The organism is Streptomyces sp. Ru73 (genome assembly GCF_002920575.1).
Classification (GTDB): Bacteria; Actinomycetota; Actinomycetes; order Streptomycetales; family Streptomycetaceae; genus Streptomyces.
In genome coordinates, this window is sequence record NZ_PQSQ01000027.1 from 48,684 (window position 1) to 68,161 (window position 19,478).

Annotated in this window: 17 protein-coding genes; 8 read left to right on the plus strand and 9 right to left on the minus strand. The window is 74.0% G+C overall.

Going from position 1 to position 19,478, the window contains the following annotated elements; genetic code table 11:
* Window positions 1-20: 20 nt before the first annotated feature.
* The 5 genes from C3486_RS14810 (at window position 21) to C3486_RS14830 (ending at window position 3,952) form a co-directional block, all read left to right on the plus strand.
* Complete coding sequence (locus C3486_RS14810) at window positions 21-1,502, plus strand: bifunctional phosphatase PAP2/diacylglycerol kinase family protein (RefSeq protein ID WP_103833150.1); 1,482 nt, start codon at window positions 21-23, stop codon at window positions 1,500-1,502.
* A 130-nt stretch (window positions 1,503-1,632) separates the two neighbouring features.
* Window positions 1,633-2,448 carry a class I SAM-dependent methyltransferase gene (locus tag C3486_RS14815; protein ID WP_103833151.1) on the plus strand — a complete coding sequence of 272 codons (816 nt, stop codon included), beginning with the start codon at window positions 1,633-1,635 and terminating at the stop codon, window positions 2,446-2,448.
* Between the two features lie 73 nt (window positions 2,449-2,521).
* Window positions 2,522-2,875, plus strand: coding sequence for a VOC family protein (locus C3486_RS14820; RefSeq protein ID WP_103833152.1), 354 nt, complete (start codon window positions 2,522-2,524; stop codon window positions 2,873-2,875).
* Window positions 2,876-3,017: 142 nt separating this feature from the next.
* On the plus strand, window positions 3,018-3,398 hold the full coding sequence (locus C3486_RS14825; RefSeq protein ID WP_103833153.1) for a hypothetical protein: 381 nt from the start codon (window positions 3,018-3,020) through the stop codon (window positions 3,396-3,398).
* Window positions 3,395-3,952 carry a hypothetical protein gene (locus C3486_RS14830; protein WP_103833154.1) on the plus strand — a complete coding sequence of 186 codons (558 nt, stop codon included), beginning with the start codon at window positions 3,395-3,397 and terminating at the stop codon, window positions 3,950-3,952. The genes C3486_RS14825 and C3486_RS14830 overlap by 4 nt, the downstream gene beginning before the upstream one ends.
* A 71-nt stretch (window positions 3,953-4,023) precedes the next feature.
* On the opposite strand, the gene C3486_RS14835 is transcribed toward C3486_RS14830, so the two are convergent.
* On the minus strand, window positions 4,024-4,947 hold the full coding sequence (locus C3486_RS14835) for an NADP-dependent oxidoreductase (protein WP_103833177.1): 924 nt from the start codon (window positions 4,945-4,947) through the stop codon (window positions 4,024-4,026).
* 309 nt (window positions 4,948-5,256) lie between these two features.
* Window positions 5,257-7,320: a DUF5107 domain-containing protein gene (locus C3486_RS14840; protein ID WP_103833155.1), complete on the minus strand. Its 2,064-nt coding sequence runs from the start codon at window positions 7,318-7,320 to the stop codon at window positions 5,257-5,259.
* Between the two features lie 216 nt (window positions 7,321-7,536).
* Between C3486_RS14840 and C3486_RS14845 the strand changes: the two genes are divergently transcribed.
* On the plus strand, window positions 7,537-7,872 hold the full coding sequence (locus C3486_RS14845) for a DUF6204 family protein (protein ID WP_103833156.1): 336 nt from the start codon (window positions 7,537-7,539) through the stop codon (window positions 7,870-7,872).
* 25 nt (window positions 7,873-7,897) lie between these two features.
* Here the strand turns inward: C3486_RS14845 and C3486_RS14850 are convergent, their stop codons facing one another.
* On the minus strand, window positions 7,898-8,482 hold the full coding sequence (locus C3486_RS14850) for a GNAT family N-acetyltransferase (protein ID WP_103833157.1): 585 nt from the start codon (window positions 8,480-8,482) through the stop codon (window positions 7,898-7,900).
* A 57-nt stretch (window positions 8,483-8,539) separates the two neighbouring features.
* Window positions 8,540-9,943 carry a CoA transferase gene (locus tag C3486_RS14855; protein ID WP_103833158.1) on the minus strand — a complete coding sequence of 468 codons (1,404 nt, stop codon included), beginning with the start codon at window positions 9,941-9,943 and terminating at the stop codon, window positions 8,540-8,542.
* Between the two features lie 291 nt (window positions 9,944-10,234).
* On the opposite strand from C3486_RS14855, the gene C3486_RS14860 reads away from it, so the two are divergent.
* On the plus strand, window positions 10,235-11,497 hold the full coding sequence (locus C3486_RS14860) for a cytochrome P450 (protein WP_103833159.1): 1,263 nt from the start codon (window positions 10,235-10,237) through the stop codon (window positions 11,495-11,497).
* A 146-nt stretch (window positions 11,498-11,643) separates the two neighbouring features.
* Window positions 11,644-11,850, plus strand: coding sequence for a ferredoxin (locus C3486_RS14865; protein ID WP_103833160.1), 207 nt, complete (start codon window positions 11,644-11,646; stop codon window positions 11,848-11,850).
* Window positions 11,851-11,867: 17 nt separating this feature from the next.
* On the opposite strand, the gene C3486_RS14870 is transcribed toward C3486_RS14865, so the two are convergent.
* The 5 genes from C3486_RS14870 to C3486_RS14890 form a co-directional block, all read right to left on the minus strand.
* The gene (locus tag C3486_RS14870; RefSeq protein WP_374936871.1) at window positions 11,868-13,679 is read right to left on the minus strand and encodes a CocE/NonD family hydrolase; all 1,812 of its coding nucleotides are present in this window, start codon (window positions 13,677-13,679) and stop codon (window positions 11,868-11,870) included.
* A gap of 214 nt (window positions 13,680-13,893) precedes the next feature.
* Window positions 13,894-14,832, minus strand: a complete 939-nt coding sequence (locus C3486_RS14875) for an LD-carboxypeptidase (RefSeq protein WP_103833162.1) — start codon at window positions 14,830-14,832, stop codon at window positions 13,894-13,896.
* Between the two features lie 37 nt (window positions 14,833-14,869).
* A complete protein-coding gene (locus C3486_RS14880; RefSeq protein ID WP_103833163.1) occupies window positions 14,870-16,870 on the minus strand; it encodes a prolyl oligopeptidase family serine peptidase in 2,001 nt (666 codons plus the stop codon).
* Window positions 16,871-16,938: 68 nt separating this feature from the next.
* A complete protein-coding gene (locus C3486_RS14885) occupies window positions 16,939-18,339 on the minus strand; it encodes a M20/M25/M40 family metallo-hydrolase (protein ID WP_103833178.1) in 1,401 nt (466 codons plus the stop codon).
* Between the two features lie 4 nt (window positions 18,340-18,343).
* Window positions 18,344-19,177, minus strand: a complete 834-nt coding sequence (locus tag C3486_RS14890; RefSeq protein WP_103833179.1) for a M55 family metallopeptidase — start codon at window positions 19,175-19,177, stop codon at window positions 18,344-18,346.
* Window positions 19,178-19,478: the final 301 nt, after the last annotated feature.

Genomic DNA, 19,478 nt, shown 5'->3' on the forward strand with positions numbered 1-19,478 from the left:
CGTTGGGGTAGACGTGGCTCATGCGCACTGTACTGAGCACCTGGGACCGCAAGACGTTCAACGGGGTGGCCGCCCGGCACTGGCCCGGCGCCGAGCGGATCCTGCCGAAACTGAGCCGGGCCGCCGACCACGGGCTGCTGTGGCTGGGGTCGGCGGCGGCCGTGGCCGCTTGCGGCGGGCGGCCCGCGCGCCGGGCGGCGCTGCGCGGCGTGGCCTCGCTGGCGGTGGCGTCCCTGACGGTGAACACCCTGGGCAAGCGCTCGGTACGCCGGGAGCGGCCGCTCATGGACGCGGTGCCGGTGATACGGCAGCTCGCCAAGCAGCCCTTCACCACCTCCTTCCCCTCGGGACACGCCGCCTCGGCCGTGGCCTTCGCGACCGGTGTGGCCTTCGAGAACAAGTGGTGGGGGCTGGCGCTGGCGCCGGTCGCCGCCTCGGTCGCCTTCTCCCGCGTCTACACCGGCGTGCACTACCCGGGCGACGTGCTGGCGGGCGCGGCGCTGGGCGCGGGCGCCGCGTTCGCGGTCCGGGGGCTGGCGCCGACCCGCGCGCAGATGGCGCCGCCCGCCCGGCCGCGCGCCGACGCGCCCGCGCTGCCGGAAGGCGAGGGGCTGTTCGTCGTCACCAACCAGGGCTCGGGCCAGCGCACCGGCTCGCACAGCGACCAGACCCAGGTCATCCATGACGTACTGCCGCAGGCCGAGGTGACCGAGTGCGGCCACCAGGGCGCTGCGCCGCTGGACAAGGCGCTGCAGGCCGCTGCCGAGCGGGCCGCGGAGCGCGGCGGGGCGCTCGGCGTACTGGGCGGGGACGGCACCATCAACGCGGCCGCGACGGTCGCCCGGCGGCACGGCGTGCCGCTGGCGGTGCTGCCCGGCGGCACGCACAACCACTTCGCGTACGACCTGGGCGTGGAGACGATCGCCGAGGCGGCCCGGGCGGTGGAGACGGGCGAGGCCGTCGCGGTGGACCTGGCGCGGTTCCGCCCGGGCGCCGGGCAGGAGTCGACGTACTTCCTCAACACCTTCTCGATCGGCGCCTACCCGGAGCTGGTACGGATCAGGGAGGAGTGGGCAGGCCGGATCGGCGCCTGGCCGGCCGGAGTGCTGGCGGCCTGGCGGGTGCTGCGCACGGCCGAACCGGTGTCCGTCGAGATCAACGGCAAGCGACGCGAGCTGTGGACCCTGTTCGTCGGCAACTGCGCCTACCGTGGCCTGGGTTCGGCACCGGTACGGCGGCACGACCTGGCGGACGGCGTGCTGGACGTACGGATGGTGCACGGCGGCCGGCTGGCCCGCACCCGGCTGCTCACCGCGGCACTGACCGGCGCGCTGCGCCACTCCCCCGTCCTCAGCGAGGCACGGCTGCGCACCCTGCGGATCGGCGGCCTCAGCTCCGGCACCGACCTGGCGTACGACGGTGAAGTGGCCGCGGCCGCCGAGGAGTTGGCGATCGACAAGGAGAACGAGGCGCTGGTCGTCTACCGCCTCCTCCCGGAGTGACCGACCGGCGGCGCCACATGCCGTCGCCCGAATAATGAGACGGGACTCTCATACTCCGAGATCGCAGCGTACGGTGTGATCACGGCGCGGCAGCGCGCCGTGACCGCGCCGACCATGCGAAGGAGCAGCCATGCCGCACGAGTCCGCCGTCTACACCCACGGCCACCACGAGTCCGTCCTGCGCTCGCACACCTGGCGCACCGCCGCCAACTCCGCCGCCTACCTGCTGGATTCGCTGAAGCCGCACATGAAGGTGCTGGACATCGGCTGCGGCCCCGGCACCATCACCGCCGACCTGGCGGCCCTGGTACCGGACGGCTCGGTCACCGGCCTGGAGCACGCGCCGGACGTCCTGTCGCAGGCCCGTGCCGTGGCCGCCGAACGCGGCCTGACCAACGTCCACTTCGCGGTCGGCGACGTCCACCACCTGGACTACCCGGACGACTCCTTCTGCGTCGTCCACGCCCACCAGGTACTGCAGCACGTCGGCGACCCCGTACAGGCGCTGCGCGAGATGCGCCGGGTCACGAAGCCGGGCGGCATCGTCGCCGTGCGCGACGGCGACTACGCCACGATGACCTGGCACCCGGCGGTCCCGGGCATGGACGAGTGGCTGGACCTGTACCGGCGGGTGGCCCGCGCCAACGGCGGCGAACCGGACGCCGGGCGCCGGCTGCGCTCCTGGGCCCTGGAGGCCGGCTTCGCGCCGGCGGACGTCACCTGCACCGCGAGCGCCTGGTGCTACTCGACCGACGAGGAACGCGCCTGGTGGAGTGGCCTGTGGGCGGACCGCACACTGACCCCGGCGTACGCCCGGCGGGCGATCGAAGGCGGCCACGCGACACAGGCCGAACTGGAGGCGATCAGCGCCGCCTGGCGGGAGTGGGGCACCCGCGAGGACGGCTGGTTCGGGGTGCTGCACGGCGAAATCCTGTGCCGCGTGTGAGGACTTCCTGAAGGTCGCCCGGTGCTTCCGTCGGATGATCGCGTCGTCACGCTGTGCCAACTAGGCTCGCCCCATGGACATTCTGGGAACCTCACTGCGCGTGTGCGTCGACGACCTCGATGCCGCGATCCCCGTGTACGAACGGCTGACGGGCGCAGAGGCGCAGCGCTTCCAGCGCGGCGGCGTCGCCGTCGCCGCGGTCGGCTGCTTCTTCCTGATGAGCGGCCCCGAGGCGGAGCTGTCCGTACTGCGCAAGATCACCGCCACCATCGCGGTGACCAACGTCGACCAGGCCGTCGACGACCTCAAGGCAGTCGGCGGCCAGGTCATCGCCGGCCCCCTCGCCAGCCCCGCCGGCCGCAACATGGTGGCCCGCCACCCGGACGGCTCCATCTTCGAATACGTCGACCGGGTGGCCATCAGCTGACGTCCCGAGGCGTGCCGTCCACACCGCCCGGTCACGCAATCTGATCCCCCGTCATTTCCCTGAGCACCCTTGTGTACGGTGAACGGTTCGGGCTCCTCGGACCTCCGACGAGCCCGCCGCCCAACGCCACAGAGGGGACTCGATGGGGGATCACAGCGACCTCACACACTCGGAGGCCGCGAAGAAGGCGGCCGCCCGGCGCATCCATGAACACCTGGGCCCGGACACCCACAAGGCCGGAATCCTCGCCGCCGACGACACGGCAAAGGTCACAGGGCGCGGCGCCGGCGAATTGCGCGACTGGGGCATCGCCGCGGGCCTCCAACGCCGGCACAGGGACTGGGCGCGGCACGCCGGACAACTGGACCACCGGCTGCAGGAGGAGCAGTCGGGCCTGGCGGAACTCCGCGACACCCTCCTCGACCTCAAGGAACAGGCACGTGCGGCGCTGGACCCCGACGACATTCCCGAGGACCGGCCGCCTCTGCCCGGCCTCCCCGATTCCGGGGCGGTGCGGGGGTGATCGGGTTTGCCGTTCTTTTCTTCATTGCGGCGCTGGTGCTGGTGGGGGTGGGGTGTGCCGATCAGCGGAAGCTGTACTGGAAGCACATGGCGGGGAAGTACCGCGATCCGGCGGCTCATGAGCCGTCCGATTCCGCGAACGTCTTCAGCCGATTCATGGCATTCGTGGCGGCCGCGATCATGGCGGGTGCCGGGGTGATGTGCGTGCACTGGTACGCCGACGAGGTCTGGTCCGAGGACGAGTTGAGCGGCGCCGTCCATGCGGCGGGCAAGGCGCTGCAGGAGAAGGGCGGAGCCGAAGCCGGCTTCGAGGTCGAGCTCGCGCTGGCGGACGCGTCCGGCGGGAAGGGGGCGGTGGACGCCCTGGACGTGGCGGAAGCCGACGGCAGGGGAAAGCGTTTCGACATCAGGGCGGCGGGGGTCGAAACGCGCTTCTGCATGAGCATGCATGACGTGGAGACCGGACACGGGACTCTCGTCCCGGGCGGCGACGGGACGACCATGACGGTTCCGGAACACCGGACGGACGTGCGGGTCTCGCGCGGTAGGTGCTGAGCCGCCCCGGCCGCCGCCCACCGCATGCCGTCCCGGTCCGGGTGGCCGACACCGGGACGGCACGCGACGTGTCAGTCCACCGTCAGGACGATCTTGCCGCGGGCTCGGCCCGACTGGCTGCGGCGGAAGGCCTCGGCCGCCTGGGAGAGCGACAGGGCCGTGTCGATGTTGACGGTGAGCTTCTTGGCGTCGGCGAGGTCCGCCAGGGCGGTGAGGTCGGCGCTGTCCGGGCGGACCCAGACCAGGTGGCCGCCCTTGTCGGTGACGTCGTTCTCGACGATGGACGCGACCCGCGAGCGGTCCTTGAGCAGCTGCTGGGAGACGTCGACCGCGTCGCCGCCGACGAAGTCCGCCGCGGCGTCCACGCCGTCCGGGGCCAGCGCGCGTACCCGGTCGGCGAGGCCGTCGCCGTACGTCACCGGCTCGGCGCCCAGCGAGCGCAGGAAGTCGTGGTTGTGCTCGCCCGCCGTACCGATGACGCGGGCGCCCCAGGCCACCGCGATCTGTACGGCGAACGTGCCGACGCCGCCGGCCGCCGCATGCACCAGCACCGTGTCACCGCTGCTCACGCCCAGCCGCTTCAGGGTCTGGTACGCGGTGAGCCCGGCCAGCGGCACGCCGGCCGCCTGCTGCCAGTCCAGCGCCGCCGGCTTGTGGGCGAGGGTGCGTACCGGCGCGGCGACCAGCTCGGCGAAGGTCCCGTGCTGGACCTCGTCCTTGCGTACGTACCCGATGACCTCGTCGCCGACCTGGTACTCGGTGGCGTCGGCGCCGACCGCCTCGACGACGCCCGCCACGTCCCAGCCGGGGATCAGCGGGAAGTGCACGTGCAGGATCGGGTCGAGGTAGCCGGCGAGGATCTTCCAGTCGACGGGGTTGACGCCGGCCGCCTTCACCCGGATCAGGACCGAGTCGGGTCCCAGCTTCGGATCGGGCTGGTCGGTCAGTTCGAGGACGTCGGGGTCGCCGTACTTGTTCGCGGTGATTGCCTTCATGTCGCGGTCCAACGAGTGACGGCGCCTGATCATTCCGCGCGCCGTGCGTACGGGTGACGCGCCGGCCGGTGCGCGGGCGCGGAGGCAGGTGTGAGAGTGCGGAGGCAGGTGGGCGGGTGCGCAGGCTGGCGTGCGGGCGCGCCAGCACCCGGTGCGCGAGCGCTCATCGCCCCGGCCCGCACGCCGACGCCCCGGCCCGCACGCCAACCCCCCGGCCCGCACGCCGACGCCCCGGCCCGCACGCCAACCCCCGGCCCGCACACCAACGCCCCGCCCCGCACGCCGACGCCCCGGCCGCCCCGCCGTCCCTCAAGCCGGGCGCATCCGGTACTCGTAGCGTTCCGGGAGGGGGTGGTCCGTGCGGGCCTTGGTGCGTACGACCTCGGTCAGTGGGCCGTCGCCGGCGACGAGCCGTTCGGCGATGGCGTACCAGGTGTCGCTGAGGGTCTCGTCGCCCTCGCGGAGGTCAGCGACCTCGAAGCCCTCGTCGAAGACCGCGCGGGCGGCGGGCGCGTCGCCCTGTGCGAGCAGGACCTGTGCGGCCAGCAGGCGGAAGCGGCCGCGGGCGCGGTCGGCGGGGCGCAAGCGGGCGAGGACGGCCGCCGCGTCGTCGGCGCGGCCCGCGGCGATCAGGGCCGGCACCGCCTCCCGGGCGAGTGCGGGCAGGACCGGGAGCCAGGCGCGGGCCCGCCGGACCGTTGCCGCGTCCGCGCCGTCATCCGCCGCCGCGCGCTCCGCCCGTTCGGTCTGTTCGGCCGCGCACGCGACGGCCTCGGCGTACCGCTGGGCCGCCCGGTCCGTCTCCCCCGCCACGGCCTCCGCGACCGCGAGGCAGTACAGCGGCCAGCAGCTCCGGCCGCGTGCCAGGGCGCGCTCCCAGCTGCGGACGGCCTGGGCCCGGTCGCCCGCGTGCCACTGCGCGACGCCCAGGTGGTAGTCGGCCGTCCCGCTCGGCCGCGCGGACTCCAGCAGGTCGCGCCAGGGCGGGGCGACCAGCGTCGGGCCCGGTACGCCGGGCTCGTCGGGGAGGTCACCGGTGTGCAGCAGTTCCTGCCACGGCCGCTGTTCCTCGCCCAGGGTGTCCTCGGTGAAGGGCAGGCCGGGCAGGTCGTACCCGGCGCGGGCCACCTCCAGCGCGCCCCAGCCCGACCCGGTGGCGAGCCGTTCCTTCGGTTCGAGGTCGGCGTACGGGCGCCAGGCGGCGTACGCCTCGTCCACGGCGGCGCGCGGCAGCGCTGCTTCGAGCCGGTCCGCGACCTCACCACGGGCCGCGCTCCAGTCGGCGGCGTGCACGGCGCGCGGGTCGGCGGTCAGCGGGCCGTACGCCTCCAGCCAGGCGAACTCCCCGCCCGCTTCGAGCGGTACGTGCTCCAGCTGGGTGCGCGCGAGGCCGGCCTGGATCTCGGCGTACCCGGGGGTGCCCGGCTCGGTCAGCCACTCCTGCCAGTGCCGTCCGGCCCGGCCCGCGCCCCAGAGGAAGAGCTTGCGGCCGCGCAGGGTGTCGGTGGATGTGTGGACGAGGCCGTGGCCGTCGGCGCCGAGCGAGGCGATCCACCGCCGCTCCCCCGGCGCGATCTCGTAGAAGTAGTCGGCGGGGTACTCGCTGCGCAGCGGGTACGTGCGGTCGGCGCCGTCGGACTCCGGGACCGGCACCCGGCGCAGGGTGCGCTCGTACCCGAAGTGCCAGGCCGCCTCCGCCGGGGCGAGGACCCGGGTGTCCGCGGCTTCGGGGACGGCGATGTTGGACCACCAGTAGACGGGCGCCGTGTGGGGGTGCGGGTTGAGGATGCGCACGCCGACGTACAGGAAGTCGGAGCCCTCGGGCAGCCAGAGGTCGACCTGGAAGGGCAGGTCGCGCAGGCGTTCCCACTCCCACAGGCGCAGCATCTCTCCCCCGTCCGGCGCGGGCACGCGCGCCGCGTGCACCGGCGCGCAGGAGAGTGTGGTGTGTCCGGTGGCGCCGATGTTCCACTCGATGCCGCCGGAGAACCACGCGCCGTTGAGGGCGAAGTCGGCGGGCTGCAGCACGGGGTTGCTGTAGAGCAGTTCGCGTCCGGTGGGCTTGTGGAAGAGGGAGTGGACGCGGCCGCCGAGGCCGGGCAGGACGGTGGCGCGCAGCCGGTCGTTCTCCAGGACCAGTGCGTCGAGGCCGGTGGGGACGCGGTGCCGCGTGTAGCCGTCCCGGCGGCGGACGGGGAGCAGCGAGTCCAGCGGGCGGTACCCGAGTTGGCGGGCCATGTCGGCGGGCAGTCCGGCGTCGGGCACGGTGACGCGGTGCACGTCACGGGGCCCGGCCAGCGCGGGCAGCGGGTTGTCCGGGCCCACGGCCGCCGTGGGGACGGTGAGGGTGGTGCGTCGCGTGCTCGGGGTCACGGCACCTCGCAGTCGCAGCGGGCCGCCTTGGTCGTGGCGGCCGTCCGGTGACCATGGAACCCGTTCGCGGCGGCCCTGAACAGGGCGTCCTCCGGTCAGGTTTGCGCAAAAAGAATTCGCGCGACAGGACGGCGGGGATGCGGGATGCTTGTCTTGTACACCGTATGGACAACGTTGGCGGCAGCGTTGGCGGGGACGGCGGAGGCGAGACACAGGATGGTCACCGAGCACACCTACCGCGTGATCGTGCGCGGCACGTGGGACGGACTGCCCGAGGAGGCCCGGGCCCGGCTGCTGGCCGCGGCCGACGACCACGGCCTGGCGCAGCTGCGGTTCACGCCGGAGGGATCGCTCGCGTACGACCGGTCGTTGACCTCGTTCACGTACCGCTACGAGATCGTCTCGGACGCCGCCGACGGCGAGGAGATGGCGGCCGCGCTGGCCGAGGAGAAGGCCGAGCGGGCGCTGCGGGAGGCCGGGCTCGGCCACCGCGGTCTGCGCTCCTCGGCCACGGACATGGACACGGTGAAGGTCAACCGGAAGCGGCGCTGAGGGGGGCGGGCCGGTGCGGGGCAGGTCAGAGGTCGCCGGGCGGCAGCATCTCGCTGGTGATCGCCCAGCGTTCGTGGTCCCGCCAGGCGCCGTCGACGAAGAGGAAGTCGGGCGAGTAGCCCTCCTTCCGGAAGCCGTTGCGCCGGGCGAGCGCGAGCGAAGCGGTGTTCTCCGGCTGGACGTTGACCTCGATGCGGTGCAGTCCGAGCGGCCCGAAGGCGTACCGCAGGATCAGCTGCAGGCCCTCGCTCATCAGCCCGCGGCCCGCCGCGTGCGCGAAGGCCCCGTAGCCGGCCGCGCCGCAGCGGAAGCCGCCGTGCACGATGTTGTTGATGGTGAGGTAGCCGGCGATCCGGTCGTCGGCCAGCTCGCAGATGAGGAAGCCCTCGCGGGACGGGTCCTGGAGCCGGTCGAAGTACGCCTCGTAGGCCGCGTCGTCGACCGGCGGGAAGAGCCAGGGCCGGTGCAGCTCCGTGCTCTCCCGGGCGCGTGCGGTGAATTCCGCCGCGTCCGCGCGGCGGAAGGGCCGGATGCCCACGCGCTGTCCGCGGGCGAGGTAGGGGTCGGTCTCCGGTGCGGTGCGGGTCGGGGAGCGTCGGTCGTCGGCCATCGTCGGATCATATCGGGCAGGTGTACGGCCCGCGGTGTCCGCGCGGCAGCGGTGCCCTCACCACCACGCGGGCGCGTCGGTGCCCCACTCCCCCGGCGGCCCGGACCAGTCCGTCGGCCCGCCGGCGAAGGAGACCGGCGGCAGCGCGTACCGCAGCCGCCCCACTGGACTGTCGGTCTCGGCGAGCCGTCCTGCCGGGTCGTACGCGTCGGCGGGGCCCGCGGTCCGGCGCGGCAGGACGTCGGTGAGCAGTGCGGCGGTCTGCGCGAGGGCCAGGGTCGCCAGCCGTGCGCCGCCGGTGCGGGACCGTTCGGTGAGCGCCCGCAGCACGGCGGCGGCCAGCAGGTAGCCGGTGCCGTGGTCGAGGGCCTGGGCGGGCAGCGCGCCGGGCGTACCGTCGGCCGCCGCCTCGGTCACGGCGATGCCGGTCGCGGCCTGTACGAGGCTGTCGAACCCGCGGCGGGCGCCCCAGGGGCCGTACTCGCCCCAGGCGGAGAGGCGGGCGACGACGAGCCCCGGGCGGCGCTCGGCGAGTGCTTCGGGGGCCAGCCCGAAGCGGTCCAGGGCACCCGGCCGGTAGCCGGTGACGACCACGTCGGCGCGCGACAGCAGTTCCTCGAAGGTGGCGCGCCCGGCGCGCGAGCCCAGGTCCAGTACGGCCGAGCGCTTCCCGAAGCCGGTGTCGCCGTGCGCGTCCTGGCTCTCGGGCAGGCCCGGCGCGTCGAGGCGCAGCACGTCGGCGCCGAGGAGCGCGAGCGTGCGGGTGGCGACCGGCCCGGCGATCACCCGCGTCAGGTCCAGCACGCGCAGCCCGGCGGCGGGCAGCAGCGGGTCGCCGGCCGGCGCGGGCGGCCGGAGCGGCGGTGTGGCGGCGCCGAGGGGCGCGAGGGTGAGCAGCGGCCGTCCGGCCACGGCCGCGCCCTGCGGGTGGCCGGCCCACTCCTTGGCGTCCCGTACGGCGACGGCGAGGCCGCCCGCCGCGTACACGGCCTCCTCGGTCTCCGCGGCGCCGCGGCCCGCCAGCTCGGCGGCCAGCTCCGCGGGTCCCGTGCCGTCCGGCAGGCCGAGCGCCGCGAGCAGCCGGGCGCGGTGGTGCGGGTAGTTGGCGTGGGTGCGCAGCCAGCCGTCGGCGGTGCACCAGAAGCCGGACAGCGGTGCGAAGGACGCGGGCGCCCGGCCGTCGACGCGCAGGTGCCGTTCGCTGAGGAAGGCGGTGGCCACCGCGCCGTCGTCGACCGTCACGGCCGGGAGCGGGCCGCCGGTGCGGGCCGCGGTGAGTTCGGCAGCGGCCAGCGCGCACACCGCGACGGCCGCCCTGGCCAGGTCCATGACCGGCAGCCGGGCCGGCAGCAGCCCGCGGGCACCGCCGTACCGCACCCGTCCGGTCAGCCCCGCCTCGCCGCCGAGCGCGGCCCACGCCAGGGCCGTCGCGTCACCTCGGTACCTCGCGTCGTCGTCCATGCGGCCAGTGTGGCACTGAGTGCCACCCGCGAGAAGTGGGCCGGGCCGCGGGCCGGGAACGGCGTGAAGTGCGCGCCGCGCAGGGCACTTCTCGGCCACTCCGGGACCGGCCGGACGGCGCCGTACCGGAGCTCCGCCCCTCGCCCGGCCGCCCGGCGGACGCCCGCGCCCCTTGCCGCGCCCCGGCAGTCCCTGCTCAGCAGCCCCCTAGCAGATCCGACGGTCAACTCGTGGCAATAAAAGGCCACTTGGCCGAAGCAGGGGTAGCGATTCCTCCCGAGATGACATGAAATGAGAAGCGGTACGACCGAGTTAGCGCACCGGAGGTACGCCGTGTCGGAAGCCATATCGGAAGCGGCACCGGAAACCGTCGCGTTTCCGCAGGACCGCACCTGTCCCTACCAGCCGCCCACCGCCTACGCGCCCCTGCGCGACCAGGGGAAGCCCCTCAACCGTGTCCACCTCTACGACGGACGGGAGGTGTGGATGGTGACAGGGCATGCCGAGGCACGCGCCCTGCTCACCGACCAGCGGTTGTCGTCCGACCGGCTGAACCCCGACTTCCCCGCACCCTCGCCCCGGTTCGAGGGCCTGCGCGACGATCAGCGCAAGGCCATCCTCCTCGGGGTGGACGACCCCGAGCACAACGTCCAGCGGCGGATGCTGATCCCCAGCTTCGGCCTGAAGCGGATCGCGGGGATGCGCCCGCGCATCCAGCAGATCGTCGACCGGCTGCTGGACGACATGGTGGCCGGCGGGCAACCGGCCGAGCTGGTCTCGGCGTTCGCGCTGCCGGTGCCGTCCATGGTCATCTGCGAGCTGCTCGGCGTCCCGTACGCCGACCACGAGTTCTTCGAAGACGCGTCGCGGCGCCTGCTGCGCGGCCCGACCGCCGACGACTCGCGGAAGGCCCGCGACGACCTGGAGGAGTACTTCGGCCAACTGATCACCCGGAAGGAGGCCGAGCCGGGCGACGGGCTGCTGGACGACCTGATCGCCGACCGGCTGCGCCCCGGCGACCTGTCCCGCGAAGAACTGGTCGGCATGGCGCTGATCCTGCTGGTGGCCGGGCACGAGACGACCGCCAACATGATCTCGCTCGGCACCTTCACGCTGCTGCACCACCCCGAGAAGCTGGCCGCGCTGCGCGAGGACCCCTCGCTGATGCCCGGCGCGGTCGAGGAGCTGCTGCGGTACCTCTCCATCGCGGACGGGATGCTGCGGGTGGCGACCGAGGACATCGAGGTCGGCGGCGTGACGATCGCGAAGGGCGACGGCGTGGTGCTGTCCACCTCGCTGGTCAACCGTGACGCCACGGCGTACGAGTCGCCGGACGAGCTGGACTGGCACCGCTCGGCGCGGCACCACGTCGCCTTCGGCTTCGGCATCCACCAGTGCCTGGGCCAGAACCTGGCCCGCGCCGAACTGGAGATCGCGCTGCACTCGCTCTTCGCGCGCTTCCCCGGCCTCCGCCTCGCGGTGCCGGCCGAGGAGATCCCGTTCAAGCCCGGCGACACCATCCAGGGCATGGTGGAACTCCCCGTCGCCTGGTAGCAGTTGACCGAAGCGCAATAGACGGCACGACCGCAGTGCACCGCTCCGCACCACCGGAGCCGGCCCCGTCCCCGACACGGCAGCACCACACCGCGCCGGGCCGGCCCCTTCTCCCCCACGCCACCCACGGACTTCAGGGACCCACCATGCCGACGACCCAGCACATCTCCATCGACACGGACCGCTGCATCGGTTCGGGGCAGTGCGCCCTGACCGCGCCCAGGACCTTCACGCAGGACGACGACGGCTTCAGCGCACTCGTGCCGCAGCCGGCGGGCGCCCCCGCCGACCCCCTCGCGCGCGAGGCGGCCCGCGCCTGCCCGGTGCAGGCGATCACGGTGTCGGAGGACTGACCCGGCCCGCCGCCCGGCTACCGGCCGGCCAGCGGGAGTTCGAGACTGCCCGTGTCGTCCGGGGCGCTCACGACGGTGACCGGCTTGACGCCCCTGTTGCCGTAGTACGCGGTGTCGCTCGCCGCGAGGACGAACCGCAGCCGGTGGCCGGGCTGGTAGCGGTGCACGATGGCGGGCAGCTCGACGGTGAACGGCCGGGTCACGTCCGGCACCCGGGCCGGAGCCACCAGCCGGTGCACCAGGGTCTTGGAGCCGTCCGGCGCGATGTCGTACAGCTTCGCGAAGAGCACCAGCTTGTCGGCCGCGTCACCGGAGTGCTGCACCCGCTCGGTGCGCGGCGAGACCACCTTCAGCCGGGCCTTCGGGGCGCCCACCACGTCCACCGGCGCGCCCTTCACCGGCTCGGACGTCCAGTCCAGGTACGTGCCCTTCAGGTCGTACGGCGCGGGGTCGGGCAGCCCGAGCAGGCCCGCGAGCTGGCTCTCCGAGTGGCTGGTGGCCACCAGTGCGTTGCGGTACTCGCGGCTGCCGCGCACCACCTTCGCGCGGTCGTCGACGAGCTTGCCGTCGCCGGAGAGGTAGAGTTTCCAGGAGTCGCCGCTCGCGGGGAAGGTGTCCGAGGTGCCGTACGTCTGCCCGGCCGGCATCCAGTCGCGGTAGTAGGCGAAGGCGGGCCCGGTGTCGGTGCCCTTCTTGTGCTGGAGGTAGCGGTCGAACCAGGCGAGGATGCGCTGCCCGACGTAGCTCGTCTCCAGGTTGCCCTCGGCGAGGTTCAGCTCCCCGGACGCCGGGTCGGTCATGCCGCCGCTGTGGCCCCAGGACTGCCAGATCATCTTGGCGTCGGTGCCCTGTGCCGTCAGCGTCCGGTAGGTGGACGCCGCCTCGTTGAGGTTGAAGAGGCTGTCCGCCTGGCCCTGCACCAGCAGCGTCGGTGCCTTCACGTCCTTCAGGTACGAGACCGGGCTGACGCTGCGCGCGTAGTCGAGGATGCGCTTCGTGGTGTCGTCCGGGTACCGGCCCGAGTCCAGCCGGCGCTTGGTCTCGCAGGCCCTCGCGACGAAGTGCAGGCAGCCGGCGCCGCCGAGCCGGGACGGGTCCAGGCTCGGGTTGAGCAGCCCCTGGGCCTCGCCGAGCAGGAAGAAGCCGTTGGTCCACTCCTTCTTGTAGACGCCGGGGACGTCGTTGCTGACGCTGCCGGCCGGCTGGTCGGCGTTGTTGGGGTCCAGCGCGTACGCCAGGTCGTTCCAGGTGATCAGCGGGACGAGCGCGTCCACGCGGTGGTCGACGGCGGCGGTGGCCATTTGGATCGCGCCGCCGTACGAACCGCCGATCATGCCGACGCGCGGATCGGCGCCCCGCGCCCCGCCCGTGCCGTCCTTGGCCACGTAGTCGACGCGGGTGCCGTCGTCGGCGGCCCGGGTGCCGGCGAGGAAGTCGATCAGCTGGCTGGCGGCCTTGCCGTCGATCCGCGGATCGTCGAGCGAGATCGGACAGCCGGACTTGCCGAAGCCGAGCCCCGAGTAGGACAGCGCGACATAGCCGCGGGCGGCGAACGCCTTGGCGGTGGCGGCGGTCGAGCCGTCCGCCTTGTTGCCGCCGAAGCCGTTGGTGGTGAGGATCGCGGGCGCCGGGTGTGCCGCGTCGGCGCCGGCCGGGCGGTAGAGGTCGGCGTCCACCGCGCAGTCGCGGTCGCCGGCTCTGACGGTCAGCTTCACCGCGGTGACGTCGTACGGATCGGCGGCCGCTGCCGGGGCGGCGAGGGCGAGGGGCGCTGCCGTCGTGACGGCGGCCAACAGGGCGAGTGCGCTGCGCAGAACGGGGCGGGACACTGCTCGGTACACGCTGACCTCCACAGAGACACGCCATACCTACCAGTCAGTACGGCGGGCTCATGGTCCGGTATGAGATTCAGGCATGTCAACGGAGTTGACGAGAGTTCTTACCGGTGCGTCAGTTACCGCTGGTCACGGCCACCGGCCTGCCCCGCGCAGCTCATGACGGCCCGTCAGTCCAACCGCGTGTGCCCGGCCGGGCCGCGGCGCGTCAGCCCAGCGGCGGCACGTCGAACGTCAGCGTGCCCGCGTCCGCGTCCAGCGTGGCCGGCACGCCCAGCGGCACCGTGAGCGCCGAGTCGCCGTGCCCGAAGCCGAACTCCTCGGCCACCGGCACCCCGAGCCCGCCCAGCCGGTCCACCAGCACCGCACGGACCCGGTCGTACGGGCCGCAGCGCGCCCAGGACCCGAGCACGACCCCGGCCACGCCGGCCAGCAGGCCCGAGCGCAGCAGCTGGGTCAGCGCCCGGTCGAGGGCGTACGGCGACTCGCCCACGTCCTCCAGCAGCAGGAGGCCGCCCGCCGCGTCCGTACGGGCGCCCGGCGTGCCCACCTCGCTCGCCAGCAGCGCCAGGCAGCCGCCGAAGGTGACGCCGTGCGCCCGCCCGGGCACGAGCGTGCGTGCCGTGCCGGGCGCGAGCCTCGTCACGGCCGGGTCCTCCGGGGCGAAGAGGGTGCGCCGCAGATGCTCGCGGGTCGGCTCGTCCTTGAGGAAGACCTCGCCGGCCACCGCCGGGCCGTGCAGCGTGGCCACCCCGGCGCGCAGCGCGAACGCCTCGTGCACCACCGTCACATCGCTGAACCCGATCAGCGGCTTGGGCCGCGCGGCCCGGACCGCGGCCCAGTCCACCAGGTCGGCCATGCGCTGGGCGCCGTACCCGCCGCGGGCCGCGAACACCGCGGCCACGCCGGGGTCGCACCAGGCGTCCTGGAGGTCCCGGGCCCGGCACTCGTCCGGCGCCGCGAGGTACGGCAGCTCCGGATGGCCGGTGGCGACGTGCGGCATCAGCACGGGGTCGAGGTCCCAGCCGCGCAGGATGTCCAGCCCCGCGTCCAGCCGCTCGGGGGCGACCGGGCCGCTCGGCGCGACCACGGCCACCCGGTCCCCCGGCCGCAGCCGCGGCGGCCGGATCCCCGCCCGCACGGTCATCGCGGCTCCCCGGCGCCGACCGCCGGCCGGACGCGCCTCATTTGTGCAGCTCCAGCGGCGGGACGTCCGTCCGCTCGATGCCGAAGGTCTGCGCGTACAGCGCGAGTTCGGCCTCGACCGCGCGGACGATGGTGTCCTCGCGGCGGAAGCCGTGCCCCTCGCCCTCGAACGTCAGATAGGCGTGCGGGATGCCGTACTCCGCGGTCCTCGCCACGAAGCGCTCGGCCTGCGCGGGCGGGCAGATCACGTCGTCCAGACCCTGGAGCAGCAGGAACGGCGCGGTGATCCGCCCCGCGTGGTGCAGCGGCGAGCGGTCGCGGTACCGGTCGGGGACCTCGTCGATCGGGCCGACCAGCGACTCCAGGTACCGCGACTCGAAGTCGTGGGTCTCGCCGGACGCCCAGTTCGTGAGGTCCAGGACCGGATAGCTGATCGTGCCGCAGGCGTAGAGCCCGGTGGTGGCGAGGGAGGCGGCGGTGGTCCAGCCGCCGGCGCTGCCGCCGCGGATCGCGAGCCGGGAGCGGTCGGCGGTGCCCTCGGCGGCCAGCGCCTCGGCGACCGCGGCGCAGTCCTCGACGTCCACCACGCCCCACTGCCCGCGCAGCCGCTCGCGGTACTCCCGGCCGTACCCCGTCGAGCCACCGTAGTTCACCTCGGCCACGCCGATGCCGCGCGAGGTGAAGTAGGCGATCTCCAGGTCCAGGACGAGCGGGGCGTGGCCGGTCGGGCCGCCGTGCGCCCACACCACGAAGGGAGCGGCCTCGCCCTCCGGCGCGGCGTGCGTGGGGCTGTGCGGCGGGTAGACGTGGGCGTGGATGTCGCGGCCGTCGGGTCCTGTGAACGTACGCGCCTGCGGCTCGGGGTAGTACGCCGGGTCCAGCGCGTCGGTGTGCCGGGCCGCTATCACCCGCGCGCGGCCGGTGACCGTGTCCAGCTCCACGATCTCGTAGGAGCTGCGCGGGCTCGCGGCGATGCCGATGACCCGGCTGCCGTGCACGGCGAGCGAGGGCGCCCACTCCGTCCACGGCCCGACCGCGTCGACCAGCTCACCGGTGACCGGGTCGAGGATGCCGAGGGCGTTCGCGCCGTGGCCGTGGAGCGTGGCGATCGTGCCGCCCTCCAACGGCAGGAACCAGCGCAGCCCGACCTTCCACAGCGGCCCGCCGAACTCCTCGCCGCACACCGGGTGCAGCGGCGTGCCGGCCGCCGCCCCGCCGTCCGCCGCTTCCGGGTCGAGCCGGTGCAGCTGCCACCAGCCGGCGGCGTCCGAGGCGTACAGCAGGGTGCCGTCCGCCGCCCACTCGACCTGCGCGACCGACTCCTCGGGGCCGCCGGCCACCGCGCGCGCTCCGGTGAACGTGCCGTCCCCGGCGACCTCCGCGAGCAGCACCTCGGTGCCCTCCCAGGGCATCCGGGGGTGGTCCCAGGCGAGCCATGCCACGCGCCGGCCGTCCGGGGAGAGCCGCGGCCCGGTGACGAAGCGGTGCCGGTCGTCGGTCAGCTCGCGCACGGCCGCGCGGTCGTCCGCCGCCGAGCCGTCCAGCGGTACGGCGGCGAGCACCCGGCGTACGTCCGACGGCCCCTCGCCGGTGAACTCCTCCAGCACGCACCAGACTTCACCGCGGCCCGGCAGCACCACCGGGTCCACCCAGCGGAGCCCGCCGCCGACGGCGGAGAGCGGGGTGAGCGGCCGCGGCTCGCCGCCCCCGTCCGGCGCGTAGGCGTACAGCCGCTGGTCGGCGAAGTGGACGAAGACGAGCAGCGTCCCGCCGTGCGCGTCCCGGGCGCCGGCCCAGGGCTGGCCGCCGTACTCGATGACGCGGCTGCGGACGTTCCACGGCGGCGGCAGCACCGACTCCTCGGTGCCCTCGGGGCCGCGCCGCACCAGGGCGCGGCGGCCGCCCTCCTCGGGCCGCGGCTCGGTCCACCAGACCTCCTCGCCCACCACGCCGAGGTACTCCGGGCGGCCGTCGTGGGCGGCCACCAGGCGGGCGTCGATGGGTGACGGCCAGGTCCCGCAGGGCGCCGTGGTCACCATGGCGGTGTTCCTCTCAGTCCGTTCGTCTCCGTCAGGTCGTCTCGGCCGCGGGCTGCTCCCGCGTGCCCTCATCCCGTGCTGTGCACCAGGAAGTCGTCCAGCACCCGCACCCCGAAGTGCAGCGCCTCCACCGGCACGCGCTCGTCCACGCCGTGGAAGAGGGCCTGGTAGTCGAAGCCCTCGGGGAGCTTCAGCGGCGAGAAGCCGTACCCCCTGATGCCCAGCCGGGAGAACTGCTTGGCGTCGGTGCCGCCCGACATGCAGTACGGCACGACCCTGGCCCGCGGGTCGAAGCGCTCGATCGAGGCCCGCATCGCCGCGTACGTCGGGCCGTCCACCGGGGCCTGCAGGGCCACCTCGCCGTGGTGGAACTCCCAGCTCACGTCCGGCCCGGTGAGCCGGTCGAGGGTGGTGCGGAACTCCTCCTCGCCGCCCGGCACCACCCGGCCGTCCACGAAGGCGGTGGCGCTCCCCGGGATGACGTTGACCTTGTAACCGGCCTCCAGCATCGTGGGGTTGGCGCTGTTGCGCACGGTCGGCGCGACCAGGTCGGCGGCCGGGCCGAGGGCGGTCAGCAGCGCGTCGACGTCGCGCGCGAGGGCCTCCGGGTCGGTGGCGTCGAGCCGGGCCTCGGTGCCGTGCAGCGCGGCCAGCTCGGTGAGCGCGGCCCGGACGGTGGGGGTGAGCCGCACCGGCCATTCGTGGGCGCCGATGCGGGCGACGGCAGCGGCGAGGCGGCTCACGGCATTGGTGTGGTTCACCTTGGAGCCGTGGCCTGCCTTGCCCGTCGCGGTGAGCTTCAGCCAGGCCGTGCCCCGCTCCCCCGCCGCGATGGGGTACAGCTGCAGTCCGTCGCCGGCGTGGAAGGTGAAGGCGCCGGACTCGCTGATGCCTTCCGTGCAGCCCTCGAAGAGGCCGGGGTGCGCGTCGGCGAGGAAGCCCGAGCCGTCCTCGGCACTGGCCTCCTCGTCGGCGGTGAAGGCGAGCACGATGTCCCGCCGGGGCCGGACGCCGGCCCGCGCCCAGGCCCGCACCGCGGCCAGCACCATCGCGTCCATGTTCTTCATGTCGATGGCGCCGCGGCCCCAGACCACGCCGTCCCGCACCTCGCCGGAGAAGGGGTGCACGCTCCAGTCCTCGGGCGCCGCGGGCACCACGTCCAGATGGCCGTGGACCAGCAGTGCGTCGGCCGCGGGGTCGGTGCCCTCGATGCGCGCCACCACGTTCGTCCGGCCGGGGGTGCGCTCCAGCAGGGCCGGCTCGATCCCCACTTCGGCCAGCCGCTCCGCGACGTACTCGGCGGCCGGGCGCTCGCGGCAGTCGCCGCCGCCGCGATTGGTGGTGTCGATCCGGATCAGCTCGGAGGTGAAGGTGACCACCTCCTCCAGCGTCCGGGCGTCCACGGCACTGCCGGGCCGGGCGCCCGGTGCGGGTCTTTCGCCGTCGGCCAGCTCCGCCAGGTCGGTCATCTGCTCAGCCATACTGCTCCTCCACGGCGGACGAGACGAGGGTGGTGACCGCCTTGAAGCAGCGGATACCTTCGTACATGGTCGGGCTCTCGTACTTCACGCGGCGGGTGCCGCTGCGCTCCACGCCCGGCACGACCGTGGCGGCGCCCACCAGGTGCTCGGCGTCGAACTCCACCTCCACGGTGAACGGGCCGCGCCGCACGGGCTCGTGCCGCCGCGCCAGCGCCGCCGCCTCCCGGGCGCCGGCCCTGATGTCGGCCACGGTGCGCGCGGGCGGCCGGCAGACCGCCGCGTACCGCGACACGTAGTCCTTCACTGCGATGCCCCGCGCCTCGGGCGCGTACCCCTTCGCGTCCTCGCACGTCCGGTCGTCCCCGGTCACCAGGACCACCGGAACGCCGTACTCCGCGACCACGAGGGAGTTCAGATAGCCCTCGCTCGCCGGCACGCCGTCGACCCACACGCCGGTGATCGAATTGGCGAGGTAGGTGTGCGCGAGCACGCCTTCCGTGCCGGCGCCGGTGTGATAGCCGACGAACGCTATGCCGTCCACGTCGCCGTGCTGCACGCCCTCGACCATGCTCAGCGCCTTGTGCTTGCCGGTCAGCATCTGGGCCCGCTCGTCCAGCTTCTCCAGCAGCAGATTGCGCATCGTCCAGTGCGCCTCGTTGACCAGGACCTCGTCGGCACCGCCGTCGAAGAACCCGGCGATCGCGGCATTGACGTCCGAGGTGAACAGATGACGGCAGCGCTCCCACTGGCTCGCCCCCGGCAGCACGTCCGCCGGCCACGTCACGCCGGTCGCGCCTTCCATGTCAGCGGAGATGAGGATCTTCACCATGCACCAGTCCTATCGCAGGTCACCGGCCCGAAGCGGACGACCCCCGCACGCCACGGGGATCTTCACTCCCGGTCACGTTACGCGACGGCACCGGCCCGGACCATGCCTGTGGAAAACTCCTGAGGTCCAGTCCACTGAAGGTTTGCCGCGTCCCCGTGCCGGCTCCGCCGGCACGTCCGTGACCTGCGGTAACGCGTCCGCCGCCGGGTAAGGCCCGGACGGCGCGGAAAAGCGTGCGTACTAGAGTGGTACCGGCTCCCTGACCCGGTGAAGCCACCCGCTGCGCCTGGGGAACCGC